Annotated in this window: 8 protein-coding genes; 6 read left to right on the top strand and 2 right to left on the bottom strand. The window is 73.6% G+C overall.

The features are described from left to right. Positions 1 to 17: 17 nt before the first annotated feature. The 4 genes from JAV76_RS13295 (at position 18) to JAV76_RS13280 (ending at position 8190) form a co-directional block, all read left to right on the top strand. On the top strand, positions 18 to 2573 hold the full coding sequence (locus JAV76_RS13295) for a DEAD/DEAH box helicase (protein ID WP_198734558.1): 2556 nt from the start codon (positions 18 to 20) through the stop codon (positions 2571 to 2573). A 94-nt stretch (positions 2574 to 2667) separates the two neighbouring features. Then, entirely contained in the window at positions 2668 to 5508 is a 2841-nt protein-coding gene (locus JAV76_RS13290) for a putative bifunctional diguanylate cyclase/phosphodiesterase (RefSeq protein WP_198734557.1), read from the top strand. Between the two features lie 92 nt (positions 5509 to 5600). After that, the gene (locus JAV76_RS13285; RefSeq protein WP_198734556.1) at positions 5601 to 7049 is read left to right on the top strand and encodes an L-serine ammonia-lyase; all 1449 of its coding nucleotides are present in this window, start codon (positions 5601 to 5603) and stop codon (positions 7047 to 7049) included. 10 nt (positions 7050 to 7059) lie between these two features. Continuing rightward, positions 7060 to 8190 (top strand): DNA alkylation repair protein, encoded by a 1131-nt coding sequence (locus JAV76_RS13280; RefSeq protein ID WP_198734555.1) that lies wholly within the window; start codon positions 7060 to 7062, stop codon positions 8188 to 8190. A gap of 23 nt (positions 8191 to 8213) precedes the next feature. On the opposite strand, the gene JAV76_RS13275 is transcribed toward JAV76_RS13280, so the two are convergent. Further along, on the bottom strand, positions 8214 to 9500 hold the full coding sequence (locus JAV76_RS13275) for an aspartate aminotransferase type Ic (RefSeq protein WP_198734554.1): 1287 nt from the start codon (positions 9498 to 9500) through the stop codon (positions 8214 to 8216). A 137-nt stretch (positions 9501 to 9637) separates the two neighbouring features. Further along, complete coding sequence (locus JAV76_RS15150; protein ID WP_198734553.1) at positions 9638 to 11185, bottom strand: GAF domain-containing protein; 1548 nt, start codon at positions 11183 to 11185, stop codon at positions 9638 to 9640. A gap of 357 nt (positions 11186 to 11542) precedes the next feature. On the opposite strand from JAV76_RS15150, the gene JAV76_RS13265 reads away from it, so the two are divergent. Together JAV76_RS13265 and JAV76_RS13260 are read left to right on the top strand one after the other, a co-directional pair. Then, the gene (locus tag JAV76_RS13265; protein WP_198734552.1) at positions 11543 to 12907 is read left to right on the top strand and encodes a hemolysin family protein; all 1365 of its coding nucleotides are present in this window, start codon (positions 11543 to 11545) and stop codon (positions 12905 to 12907) included. Further along, positions 12904 to 13959 (top strand): hemolysin family protein, encoded by a 1056-nt coding sequence (locus JAV76_RS13260; RefSeq protein ID WP_198734551.1) that lies wholly within the window; start codon positions 12904 to 12906, stop codon positions 13957 to 13959. The genes JAV76_RS13265 and JAV76_RS13260 overlap by 4 nt, the downstream gene beginning before the upstream one ends. Positions 13960 to 14051 lie beyond the last annotated feature (92 nt).

The raw sequence follows: 14051 nt of genomic DNA, 5'->3' as shown, positions 1-14051 counted from the left end.
GCCCGGCGCACCGGGTCATGCCCAGGACTCGCGCACCGGTGGGAGAATCGACGACCGTGGCCCGTGTCGACGAACTCCTGACGGTCCTCCTCGCCGGAGGGCGGCGCGAGGGCCGGCTCACGCACGTCGAGCACCTGCCCGCACGGACCGGGACGCGGGGCGCGTGGCCCACCTGGGCCGACCCGTCGATCGTCGCCGGGTACCGGTCGCTCGGTGTCGAACAGCCGTGGCTCCACCAGGTCGAGGCGGCGCAGGCGGCATGGGACGGCCACCACACGGCGGTCGCGACGTCCACCGGCTCCGGGAAGTCCCTCGCGTTCTGGCTGCCGGCGCTCACGGCGGTGCGCGGTGACCGGGCGGCGGAGACCTTCGACCCCGGGCGCATCGAGTCCGCGCGCGACCGCGGTACGGTCCTGTACCTCAGCCCCACGAAGGCCCTCGCCGCCGACCAGCTCGCGTCCGTGACGCGCCTGCTCCGCGCGTCGGGCGTCCGCGACGTCCAGGTGGACACCTGCGACGGCGACACCCCCTTCGAGGCGCGGCGGTGGATCCAGGAACGGGCCGACGTGGTCCTCACCAACCCCGACTACCTGCACTTCTCGATGCTCCCCCAGCACGCCCGGTGGGGCAGGTTCCTGCGGTCCCTGCGCTACGTGGTGGTCGACGAGGGGCACGCCTTCCGAGGCGTGTTCGGGGCGCACGTCGCCCTCGTGCTGCGCCGCCTGCGGCGCCTGGCGGCCCACTACGGCCAGGGCGACGGGCCGACGTTCGTCGTGGCGTCGGCGACGACGGCCGACCCCGCGCAGAGCGTCGCCCGCCTCGTCGGGGCGGACGCCGCTGACGTCGTCGCCGTGACGGACGACGCGAGCCCCGCCGGCCGGCGGACCTTCGCCCTGTGGGAACCTCCCGAGCTGCCGGCCGTCCCGGGCGGCAGGGGCGCCGCCGGTCCCGGCGACGGAGACGACGGAGACGACGCGGACGTGGTCGACGCCGTCGACGTCGCCGGGCCGCGGCCTCGCCGCTCGGCCACCGCGGAGGCCGCGGACCTCCTCGCCGATCTCACAGCCCACGGTGCTCGCACCCTCGCGTTCACGCGGTCCCGGCGCGGGGCGGAGTCCGTCGCGGTCACCACCCAGGACCACGTCCGCGCCGTCGACCCGTCTCTGCCCGGACGGGTCGCCGCGTACCGGGGCGGGTACCTGCCCGAGGAGCGGCGCGCCCTCGAGGCCGCGGTGCGCAGCGGCGAGATCCTCTCGCTCGCCACGACCAACGCCCTCGAGCTCGGGGTGGACATCTCCGGGCTCGACGCGGTGATGATCATCGGCTGGCCCGGGACCCGCGTGTCCCTGTGGCAGCAGGCCGGCCGCGCCGGGCGGGCGGGCGCCGACGGCCTCGTGGTGCTCGTCGCCCGCGAGGACCCCCTCGACACCTACCTCGTGCACAACCCGGACGCGATCTTCCGCACCCCGGTCGAGGCCACCGTCTTCGACCCCACCAACCCGTACGTCCTCGCCGGGCACCTCTGCGCGGCCGCCGCCGAGCTGCCGCTGCGCACCAGCGACCTGCCCCTCCTCGGTGGTGACGTCGCCCGCACCCTCCTCGAGGGGCTCACCGAGCGCGGCACCCTGCGGCGTCGCTCGTCCGGCTGGTACTGGACGCACCACCAGAGCGCCGCCGGCTTCACGAACATCCGCGGCGAGGGCGGCACCCCGGTGTCCGTCGTCGAGACGGACACCGGGCGTCTCCTCGGCACCGTCGACGCCGGTGCGGCCGACGGGTCCGTCCACGACGGCGCCGTGTACGTCCACCAGGGAGAGACGTTCGTCGTGGACCGCTACGACCTCGCGGACTCCGTCGCGCTCGTCACCCGGCAGGACGTCGCCTACGGGACGTGGTCCCGGTGGGTCACGTCGATCGCGGTCGTCGAGGAGACGGAGGGGACGGCCTGGGCGGCAGGTGCCGCACCCGGGCCGCGAGCACTCGGCGGGCCGCGGGCCGCTGCTCTCCCGCCCGCCGCGGACGGCCGCGCCCACGTCGAGTGGGGGCTGGGCACCGTCGACGTGTCCACCCAGGTGGTGAGCTTCCAGCGACGACGCGTCCCCGGCCAGGAGGTCCTCGGCACGGAGACGCTCGACCTGCCCGTGCGCACCCTCCGCACCACCGCCGCCTGGTGGACCGTGTCCGCCGAGCTCCTCGAGGCTGCCGGCGTCGACCCCGACGCAGCTCCCGGTGCCCTCCACGCCGCGGAGCACGCGTCCATCGGCCTCCTGCCCCTGCTCGCCACGTGCGACCGGTGGGACCTCGGTGGGGTCTCCACCGCGGTGCACGTCGACACCGGACGGGCCACCGTCTTCGTCCACGACGCCTTCCCCGGCGGCGCCGGGTTCGCCGAGCGCGGGTACAACCTCGCCGCCCGGTGGCTGCGCGCCACGCGTGAGGCCATCGCCCGGTGCCCCTGTACCGACGGCTGCCCCGGGTGCGTGCAGTCCCCCAAGTGCGGCAACGGCAACAACCCCCTCGACAAGGGCGCCGCCGTGCGCCTCCTCGACGCCGTGCTCCTCCACGCACCCTGACACCGGGCATCCGGCCCGTCCGGTACGGACGCGGGACCACCCGCTCGCCCCCTCATGCCCGCACCGCGCGGGCCGATAGGTGGTCGAGGCCATGATGATCACCGAAGCACGCGAGACGACAGGCGCCACGGCAGCGCTGATCCTCCACCATGCCCGCACGCAGGGCGGGGAGGAGGCCGTCGCGGAGGTCCTGCGCCGCTCCGGTGTCCCCTACACGGCGGACGAGCTCTCGCTGACGTCGAACTGGACCAGCTACGCGACGCGCCTGCGCCTCCTCGAGGCCCTCACCGAGACGCTCGGCGACCCGCGCGCCGCGTTCGCCGCCGGCACGGCCGCCGCGACCGTCGGCGCCGACCACGCCGGACGCCTCCTCGTCCGCTTCTTCTCGTCACCCCGGGCCGTGTTCCGTCTCATGGGCCGCGGCATAGAGAACTACTCGGCGACCGCGCAGGTGGAGAGCCTCGCCACCACCCGCACGTCCGCGACCGTGCGCTACACGACCATCCCCCCGTACGAGCCGTCACGCCTCGACTGCCTCCTCACCCAGGGCTTCCTCGCGTCGTTCCCCGTCGGGTTCGGCCTCCCCCTCGCCGACGTCGAGCACGACGAGTGCCAGGCCGACGGTCACCCCGCCTGCGTGTACCGCTTCACGTGGGCGCGCCGCAAGCTCCGGCACCTGCGCAGGACGACCCACGCCGTCGCGCGCCTCGAGACCGAGGCGCTGCGCGGTCAGCTGCAGGACCTCCAGTCCGCCGCGTCCGACCTGGTGCGCAGCGAGCACGTCGTCGACCTTCACGAACGCATCGTGGACCGTGCCACGTCCCTCGTCCACGCCGCGTACGTCCTCGTCCTCGACGGCCCCGGCTCACCCGTCAGGTCGAGGTCCGTCACGGTGGACGAGGCCCTCGAGCTCGCCGCCACGGACACCCTGACCTCCCCTCCCGGTACGCGGGCGGTGGTCTTCGACGTCGCATCCACCCGGCGCACCTACGGGCGTCTCCTGGCGGTCCGCCGCCCCGACCTCCCCTTCTCGGACGCGGACCGCTCCCTCCTCGAGGCCTACGCCCGGCACGCCGCGGCCGCCCTCGACCTCGTCACCGCCCTCGAGACCAGCCGCCGCGAGGCCGCCCGCGCCACCGCGCTGCTCACCTTCGCCAACGACCTCACCAGCGCCCGCGGGGACCTCGCCGTCGCCCAGGTCGCCGCCCAGGTGCTGCCCGGCACCGTCGGCGGACGGACCTCCGCGGTGCTCCTGTGGGACGAGGACGACGGCGAGCTCCGGGTGGTCGCGACCGCCGGGCACGACGACGCCCAGACGCGTGCCCTCCAGGGTCGCCGGCTGCGCGCCGACGCCACACCCGAGCTCGTGGCGATGCTCACCCACCGCCTGCCCGCCGTCGTCGACGTCGCCGGCGCCAGCCCGGAGCTCGCCGCCCTGCTCCAGCTCGTCGGGACCGGCGCGATGATCGTCGTTCCGCTCCTCGCCGGGGACGCCCTCCTCGGGGTCGTGTCCGTCGGCTGGGCCGCGCCGCTCCCCGAGGAGGCCCAGCGCGAGGCCCTCGTGCGGCTCACCGGTGTGGCCGACCAGACAGCGACGGCCCTCCAGAACAGCCGCCTCGTCGCCACCGTCGAGCACCAGTCGCTCCACGACTCCCTCACGTCGTTGCCCAACCGGGTGCTCTTCGCCCGGCGCCTCGACACCGAGCTCCGCACCGCCGAGGAGGACCGCAGCACCGCCGTGCTCTTCTGCGACCTCGACCGTTTCAAGCAGGTCAACGACCGCCTCGGGCACGCCGCCGGCGACGAGATGCTCCGGCAGGTGGCCGTGCGGCTGCGCGGCCAGCTCCGTGACGGTGACACCGTCGCGCGCCTCAGCGGCGACGAGTTCGCCGTGCTCCTCACCGACGTCACCGACGAGCAGCACGCCGCGTCCGTGGCCCGGCGTCTCGTCGGGTGCCTCGACCAGCCGCTGCGCATCGACGGCCGCGAGGTCCGCATCACGTCGAGCATCGGGGTCGCTGTGCACCACGGCCCCGGCGGGCGGTCGGACAAGCTCCTCGGGGCGGCCGACTCCGCGATGTACGAGGCGAAGCTCCGCGGCCGTGACCAGGTGGCCCTCGCCGGCACCGTCGACACGTGCCTCGTGCCCCCGTCCTTCGAGAACGAGCTCTCCCGCGCCCTGAGCGACGGGCAGCTGCGCCTGCACTTCCAGCCCGTCGTGGACCTCACCGGACCCGAGGGCGGAACCGTCGTCGGCGCCGAGGCGCTCCTGCGGTGGGAGCACCCACGGCTGGGGCTCCTCGCACCCGGGTCCTTCCTGCCCCTCGCCGAGGAGACCGGGCGCATCGTCGACCTGGACCTGTGGGCCCTGGAGAACGCGTGCCGCGCGCTCGCCGGGTGGATGCCCCCGCCCCAGAAGGCCGGAGGCGTGCCGCCGTTGCGTGTCGCCGTGAACCTCGCACCCGCGACCCTCGTCGACGACCGCCTCGTGCCCGCCGTCCGCAGGGCGCTGAGCTCCAACTTCCTCGATGCCGAGCAGCTCCACCTCGAGCTCGTCGAGAGCAGGTCCCTCAGCGACGTCCCCGGCGTCGTGGCGCGCCTCGTCGAGCTCCGCAGGCTCGGTGTCCGCATCTCCCTCGACGACTTCGGCACCGGGTTCTCCACGCTCGCGTGGCTGCAGTCGCTGCCGGTCGACCAGATCAAGATCGACCGGACGTTCGTCAGCGCCATGAGCTCCGACGGGTCCCTGTCCCTGGTCCGTGGCGTCCTCGCGCTCGCCCGCGAGCTCGACATCGAGGTGGTCGCCGAGGGCGTCGAGGAGCCCGAGCAGCTCGCCATGCTCCGTGCCGCCGGGTGCGACATGGCCCAGGGGTACCTGCTCGGCCGCCCCAATCCCGGTTTCGGGCCGTCCGTCGAGGACCACACCGCGACCTGACGGGCCTCCCGTGGGACACTGGAGGGTCGTGCGCACACCCGCGCCACCACCCAGCCCGCGGCCACCACCCACGGTCGCCCCGAGGAGTCCGCATGAGCACCAGAGCGTCCGCCCGCGCCGGGACCCCGGTGGCGTCGGCGCCCCTGAGCGTCTTCGACATGTTCCGCATCGGCATCGGCCCGTCGAGCTCCCACACCGTGGGCCCGATGCGCGCCGCCCGCACGTTCGCCGAGGAGCTCGCCGCGACGGGCAGGGACGTCGCCCGCCTGCGGGCCGACCTCTTCGGGTCGCTCGGGGCGACCGGTCGCGGCCACGGTACGGACCGTGCCGTCCTCCTCGGCCTCGCCGGGCACGAGCCCGAGACCGTCGCCTCGGACGTGGTCGAGGGAGCCCTCGACGAGGTCGCCGGGAGCGGCACGCTCGACCTCCTCGGCGGGCGGCGCGTCGCGCTCGACCTCGCCCGCGACGTCGTGTTCCGTCCCCGTGACGTCCTCGACTTCCACCCCAACGGCCTGCGGCTCACCGCGTGGGGCGACGAGACCGGTGCGGAGGAGGACGCGGAGCCGGTCCTGTCGCGCACGTACTTCTCCGTCGGCGGCGGGTTCGTCGTGCCCGACCCCGAGGGCGATGCCCCCGCGGCGCCCCCCACCGACGAGACCGACGACGACCCGCACCAGCGCCCGCACGCCTTCGCGTGCGCGGACGACCTCCTGGACCGGTGCTCCGAGTCGGGCCGGAGCATCGCGGGCGTCATGCTCGCCAACGAGTGCGCCACCCGCACCGAGACCGAGGTCGAGACCGAGCTCCTGCGCATCTGGGCCGCCATGGACGAGTGCATCGACGCCGGGTGCGCCGCGACGGGCACCCTCCCCGGCTCGCTGCGCGTGCCCCGCCGCGCCCACGTCCTCCACGAGGCGCTCCTCGGCGAGGGCGCCAACGACGATCCCCTGCGCGCCATGGACTGGGTGAACCTCTACGCTCTCGCGGTGAACGAGGAGAACGCCTCCGGGCACCGCGTCGTCACGGCGCCGACCAACGGGGCGGCCGGCATCGTGCCGGCGGTGCTGCGCTACTACCGGACCTTCGTGCCCGGGGCCGACGACGCCGGCACGGTGCGGTTCCTCCTCGCCGCGGCGGCCATCGGGATCCTCGTGAAGACCAACGCGTCCATCGCTGGTGCCGAGGTGGGCTGCCAGGGCGAGGTGGGTTCCGCGTGCGCCATGGCCGCCGCCGGGCTCGCCGAGGTCCTCGGGGGCACCCCGGAGCAGGTGGAGAACGCCGCGGAGATCGCGATGGAGCACAACCTGGGGCTCACGTGCGACCCCATCGGCGGGCTCGTGCAGATCCCCTGCATCGAGCGCAACGCCATCGGCGCCGTGAAGGCCATCAACGCGGCCCGCATGGCGCTGCGCGGCGACGGCCGGCACACGGTGAGCCTCGACGCGGTCATCGAGACCATGCGTCAGACCGGCGAGGACATGCACTCCAAGTACAAGGAGACGTCGCTCGGCGGGCTCGCCGTGAACATCGTCGAGTGCTGAGGGGGACGCCATGCCGTTCGCTGACGAGCTGCTGGGGGTCGAGGCCGTCCACGGGCTGGTGGAGGTCCTGGAGGCCGCGTCGCCGGGCACCCGGTTCGAGCACGTCCGGGCGACGACCGGGCCGCTCGCGTCCCTCGCCCTGCGGGACCGCGCCCATCTCGTCAAGGACGCGCTGCTGGCCGACGTCCCGGGGACCGTCGACGACCTCGGCGCGCTGCTGCGCCGCTGCCTCACGGACGACCGCCTCACCGGCTGGATGGTCTGGCCGGTGACGGAGTCCGTGTCCGCGAGGGCGATCGCCGACGGCACGGACTCGGCGCTCGACACCGCCCTCGACCTCCAGGCCGCCCTCACGGGACGGCTCACCGCGGAGTTCGCGGTCCGCCCGCTCCTCGCGCACGACCTTTCCCGGTCCCTCGCCGCCGCCCGGCGCTGGGCGGACGACGGCGACGAGCACGTGCGGCGCCTCGCGAGCGAAGGCACACGACGCCACCTGCCGTGGGGGACCAAGGTGCCCGGCCTCGCGACGGACGCGACGGTCACCCTCCCGATCCTCGACGCCCTGTACCGCGACGAGAGCGAGTACGTGCGGCGCTCCGTCGCCAACCACCTCAACGACCTGAGCCGGGCGGACCCCGACGTCACGGTCGCCACGGCGCGCCGGTGGCTCGCCGATCCCGCGCCGACCACGCCGGCCCTCGTGCGCCACGCGCTGCGCACCCTCGTGAAGCGCGGCCACCCGGACGCGCTCGCCCTCCTCGGTTTCGCCCCTGCACCGCACGTCAGCGCCGAGCTCGCGCTCGGCGCCGCGCAGGTGCAGGTCGGGGAGTCGCTGGGCCTCACGGTCACGCTCCGCAACGACGGGCCCGCGACCACCCGTGTGGTCCTCGACTACGTGGTCCACCACCTCCGGGCCGACGGGTCACGGTCACCGAAGGTCTTCAAGCTCACCACCCGGGAGCTCGCACCCGGACAGACCGTGCACCTCGACCGAACGCACTCCTTCAAGGTCATCACGACGCGCCGCTACCATCCCGGCACGCACACGATCGGGCTGCAGGTGAACGGGCGGCCGACCGCCGGGGTCGACCTCGAGCTCCTCCCCGCGCCCGGGGCTGGGGCTGGGGCTGGGGAGGCGTAGCGTGCTCCGCCGACGTCCCGTCGTCAGCGGCCGAGCCGGGCCTCCACGGCGGCGAGGAGCACGCACGTCGCGACGCCGTCCATGGAGGTGGCGACGTCGTCGAGCGACGGGAAGCTCGGTGCCAGGCGGATGTTCGTGTCCTGCGGGTCCGTGCCCGAGGGGAACGCGGACCCGGCGGCCGTGAGAGAGATCCCGGCCTCCTTGGCGAGCCGGACGACGCGTCGGGCGGTGCCGGGCACCACGTCGAGGCTCACGAAGTACCCGCCCTCGGGCTCGGTCCACCTCGCGACCCCGGCGCCGCCGAGGCGGTCGTCGAGGATCTCCAGGACGCGGGCGAACTTGGGGGCGAGGATCTCGCGGTGCCGGGCCATGTGGGCGCGGACGCCGTCGGCGTCCCCGAAGAAGCGCAGGTGGCGCAGCTGGTTCACCTTGTCGGGGCCGATGCTCTTCTTGCCGTGGTGCTCCTGGTACCAGGCGATGTTCTGGGCGGACGCGCCGAAGAAGCTCACGCCGGCTCCGGCGAAGGTGATCTTCGACGTGGACGCGAGGACGAGGGGCCGGTTGGGGTTGCCGGCCTCGGCGGCGATCCCGAGGACGTCGTGCGCGGGCGCGCAGTCCTCGACGAGGCTGTGCACGGCGTAGGCGTTGTCCCACACGACGCGGAAGTCCGGGGCCGCGGCGGGCATGGACATGAGCGCGCGGGTGACGTCCTCGGAGTACACGGCGCCCGTGGGGTTGGAGTACGTGGGGACCGTCCACATGCCCTTGACGGCGGGGTCGTCGGCGACGAGCGCGCGGACGACGTCCATGTCGGGCCCGTCGTGGTGGAGCGGGACGGGGACGGTCTCGATGCCGAACGACTCGCTGATCGCGAAGTGGCGGTCGTAACCGGGGCTCGGGGCGAGGAACTTCACGGCGGGCTCCTGGGACCAGGGCCGCTCGGAGTCCGGGGTGCCGTGGAGGAGCCCGAGGACGACGAGGTCGTGCATGATCTCGAGGCTCGCGTTGTTGCCGGCGAGGAGGTTGTCCACCGGGACGTTGAGGAGCTCCGCGAAGATGGCCCGCAGCTCCGGCAGCCCGGCGAGCCCGCCGTAGTTGCGGGTGTCGAGGCCGGTGCCGTCACGGTATGAGTCGCCCGGCAGGGCGAGGAGGGCGTTCGAGAGGTCGAGCTGCTCGGGGGCGGGCTTGCCGCGCGTGAGGTCGAGCGAGAGGCCCTTCGCGACGAGCTCCGCGTACGTCGCGGACAGGCGTTCGTGCTCGGCGGCGAGCTCGTCGGGCGTGAGGGCGTCGATCGCGGGCTGTGACGGCATCCTGGGGCAACCTCTCACCGGCGCTGGGCCGGACGTGTGCACGGACAGGCCGGTGGGCCTCCTCGAACCCTAGCGGCCCGGGCGCCGCCGGGCAGGGACCGACCGTCCGGCGGGAGGGGCGGCCGGTCCGGCGGCCGTCACTGGAGGATGGCGCGGGTGACCGCTGCCTGCTCGGTGAGGACGCCACCGATGACGCCCTGCGTCTCGTTGATCTGCTCGACGACGCCGCGGATCTCGGCGAGCGCACCGACGACGCGCTCCACCTGGTCCTGGATCCCGCGGACCTTCTGGTCGACCTCGGTGGTGGCGCGGGCGGTCTCGCTGGCGAGGTCCTTGACCTCCTTGGCGACGACCGCGAAGCCGCGACCGGACTCGCCGGCGCGGGCGGCCTCGATGGTGGCGTTGAGGGCGAGGAGGTTCGTCTGGCCGGCGATGCGCTGGATGACCTTGACGACCTCACCGATCTCGGCGCTCGACTCGCCGAGGCCGGTGACGGCCACCTGCGCCTCGTCGGCGAGGCGCTGTCCGTCGGTGGCCACACCTGTGGCGGCGAGGACGTTGCGCTCGACCTCGCCGATGGACGCGACGAGCTCGTCACCTGCGGTCCGGAGGCGGTCGGCGCTCTCGAAGCGCTCCATGGCCTGGCCGAGGAGGACCGCGGTGTTGCGCAGCGCGTCGCGTCGGCCTTCGGTGAGGGTGAGGCGGGTGGTGGCGAAGAAGTCCATGGTGCCCACGACGCGGCCGCCCACGACGATGGGCAGGCACACACCGGAGCGGACGCCTGCGCGGCCGGCGGCGGGGGCGCGGACGCAGTCGGTGACCTCCGCGAGGTCGGGGGCGAAGACGAGGTCGCGGGTGCTCCAGGCGCGGCCGGAGAGGCCGACGCCCTCGACGAACGTGGCGGCGCGCGTGACCTCGCGGAACTCCTCCCCGGCGCTGCCCGACTCCTGGCGGAAGTGCAGGGCGTTGTCGCTCGGGTCGACGGCCCAGTACGAGCCGTAGGCCCATCCGAAGCCGGTGCGGATGGTCACGAGGGCCTCGGCGAGGGCCTCCTCGCGGCTGTGCGCGGTCACCACGCCGCGCAGCACGGAGTTCACGGCGGCCATGTCCTCGGCGGCCTCGGCCTGGCGCTCGGCGACGGTGAGGCGCTCCATCGCCTGGGAGACGAGGGTGCCGATGCAGCGGAGCGCGTCGAGGCGCTGCGGGGACGGGTCGATGGTCTCGAGAGCGAAGAAGTCCATGGTGCCGGTGACGCGGCCCGACTCGATGACGGGGAAGCACACGCCGCTGCGGACCCCGGCGCGTCGCGCGGCAGGGGCACGGACGCAGTCGCGGACCTCGCCGAGGTCGGGGACGAAGACGAGGTCGCGGGCGCGCCACGCCCGCCCGGAGAGGCCGACGCCCTCCGCGAAGGAGGCGGAGAGCGTCACCTTCTGGAACTCGTCGTTGACCGTGCCGGAGTCCTGCACGAACCGCAGGACGGAGTCGCCGTCGGGGATGCGCCAGTAGGAGCCGTACGCCCACCCGAAGCTCTCACGGATGACCTCGAGTGTGCGTCGCAGGGCGTCCTGACCGGTCTTCGCGGCGGCGATCTCGGCGACGACGGCGGTCACCGCCTCGACGTCTGCTCGCGCCTCATCGACCTGGACCTGGTCGGCTCTCGCTCGGGTCGTGCTGCGACGCATGGGGTCTCCTCGGATGCCGTCGGCGCACGATGCGCCTCGTGTGATTGCTAGATCGGCTAGTGACCGGGGGTATGTAAATCCTCAACTGTGTGATCTGCGCCGCGCGGCGGAGATCACCCGGTGGCCTGCACCGCCCAGGACGGGCCCCTCACGCCCCGCCCGGGAGCGCGTCGTGCGCACACACCGTTGACCTGCGCTCTCGAACGGGAACTGTTGCGACCGCCCGTGCGTTGCACCCACCATGGACGATGATTGTCATAGACCCGACGGCCACCGTGCCGTCCCCGACTCCTTCACCGCCCCCCAGACCCTCGGGGCCGAGCCCGCTCCCGCAGCACCTCTCCCGGAGGTGACCGCGTGACGACCGAGTGGCTCCTCCTGCTCCTCGTGGTCCTCCTCATCGGCGCGAACGCCCTGTTCGTCGCAGCCGAGTTCGCCCTCGTCACCGTCGACCGGCCCCGTGTGGCCCGTGACGCAGAGGCCGGCGACAAGCGCGCGGTCTCCGTGCAGAAGGCCCTGCGCACCCTGTCGACCCAGCTCTCCGGCGCGCAGCTCGGGATCACCGTCACCAGCCTCGTCGTCGGCATGATCGCCGAGCCGTCCATCGCGGCCCTCCTCGGGGGGCCGATCAAGGCCACCGGTCTCCCCGAGGCCACCGCCGTCGGAGTCTCCCTCACAGCCGCGTTCCTCATCGCGACGATGACCCAGATGGTCTTCGGGGAGCTCGTCCCCAAGAACTGGGCCATCTCCGAGCCGTTGCGCGTCTCACGCGCCGTCGCCGGGGCCCAGCGCGGCTTCACCGCCGCCACGAAGCCCCTCATCAGCTTCCTCAACGGCTCGTCGAACGTCCTCGTGCGCGCCCTGGGCATCGAGCCCCGCGAGGAGCTCGCGTCGGCCCGGTCCGCCCAGGAGCTCGGGGCTCTCGCCACGCGCTCCGCGACGGAGGGCCTGCTCGACTCGGCGCTCGCCGTGCGTCTCGCCCACGCCGTGGAGTTCACGGAGCGCACCGCGGAGGACGTCATGACGCCCCGCACCCGGGTGCGGTTCCTGCCGTCCGACGCGTCGGTCGCGGAGGTGCTGCGGCTCACGGCATCCACCGGGCACGCGCGCTTCCCCGTGGAGGGCGAGTCCGTGGACGACGTCGTCGGGGTCGTCCACTTCAAGGACGCCCTCACCGTCCCGGTCGCCGAACGCGAGGGCCGCACCGTCGACGAGATCATGCACGAGGTGCGTGCCGTCCCCTCCGCGATGCCCCTGGACGCCGTGCTGCAGGAGCTGCGCAGCGGCCTGCAGCTCGCGGTGGTCGTCGACGAGTACGGCGGCACCGACGGCATCGTGTCGCTCGAGGACCTCGTCGAGGAGATCGTCGGCGAGATCGACGACGAGCAGGACCGCCCGAGCGCCAAGCCACGCCGGTTGCCCGACGGTGCGTGGTCGCTCCCGGGCCTGATGCGCCCGGACGAGGTCGGTGAGGCGACCGGTCTCGAGCTGCCGGAGGCGGAGGACGCCGCGACGCTCGGCGGGCTCGTCACGGAACGCCTCGAGCGGTTCCCCGAGCGGGGTGACACCGTGGACGTCGACGCGTGGGACACCACGAACCCTGACGAGGACGGGCTGCCCACCCCGGCGCTCGTGCGGCTCACCGTGACCCGCACGGACGGCCACCGCACCGCCCAGCTGCGCATGCGACGCCTCGACACCACGGAAGGGAGCTCCTCGTGAGCACCACGCTCGGACTGCTGGTCGGTGTCGCTCTCCTCCTCGGCAACGCCTTCTTCGTCGGTGCGGAGTTCGCGCTCATCTCGGCGCGCCGCACCCAGATCGAGCCCCGCGCCGCGAGCCGCGCCCCGGGAGCGCGGCTCGCGCTGCGCGCCATCGACAACGTGTCGCTCATGATGGCCGGTGCCCAGCTGGGCATCACCATGTGCTCCCTGGGGCTCGGTGCGGTGGCGGAGCCTGCGGTGGCGCACCTCATCGAGGTGCCCCTCGGTGCGGCCGGGGTGCCGGAGTCGCTGCTCCACCCGATCGCCCTGGTCATCGCCCTGACGTTCGTGGTGTTCCTGCACATGACGTTGGGCGAGATGGTGCCGAAGAACATCGCGATCGCGGGGCCGGAACGCTCGGCTCTCCTCCTCGGCCCGCCTCTGTACATCATCGTGCAGGTGCTCAAGCCGCTCATCGTCACCATCAACTGGATCGCCAACCACATCCTCCGGGCCCTCAAGGTGGATCCCAAGGACGAGGTGTCGTCGACGTTCACCGCGGACGAGGTGGCGGGCTTCATCGCGGAGTCCCGCCAGGAGGGCCTCCTCGACGAGGACGAGCACACGCTGCTCACGGGTGCTCTGACCATGAGCGACGAGGTGGTGCGTTCGGTGATGGTCCCGGTGGACGACGTCGTGTCGCTGCAGTTCGGGGCCACGTACGCGGACGCGGAGGCGGCGTGCGTGCGCACCGGGTTCTCCCGCTTCCCGGTGAAGGACCACGGGGGCGGGTTCGCGGGGTACGTGCACCTCAAGGACCTCCTGGCGCACGACGACCCGCCGCACGCCGAGGTCCCCGAGCGCCTCATCAGGCCGCTCGTGTGCGTCGACGCCGAGGACGCCCTCGACACTGCGCTCGCCACCATGCAGCTCCACGGCAACCACGTGGCCCTCGTCACCGACGGCGACGACGTGGTGGGAGCAGCGATGCTCGAGGACGTCGTCGAACGCCTCGTCGGCGAGATCGCCGACGCCGCCCAGCTGGCTCACGCGGAGGAGCCGGTGCGGTGAGCATGGCCGCCCCGCATCCCTCGTCGCGTCCTGGAGTCCTGTGCCAGCGCGACGAGGGATGTGGATTCCACCGGCGGTTGATCTGGGTGCGT

Source organism: Sanguibacter suaedae, from assembly GCF_016342785.1.
Taxonomy (GTDB): Bacteria; Actinomycetota; Actinomycetes; order Actinomycetales; family Cellulomonadaceae; genus Sanguibacter; species Sanguibacter suaedae.
The sequence above is the reverse complement of the archived record's forward strand: the minus strand, read 5'-3'. Positions and strand labels throughout refer to the sequence as shown.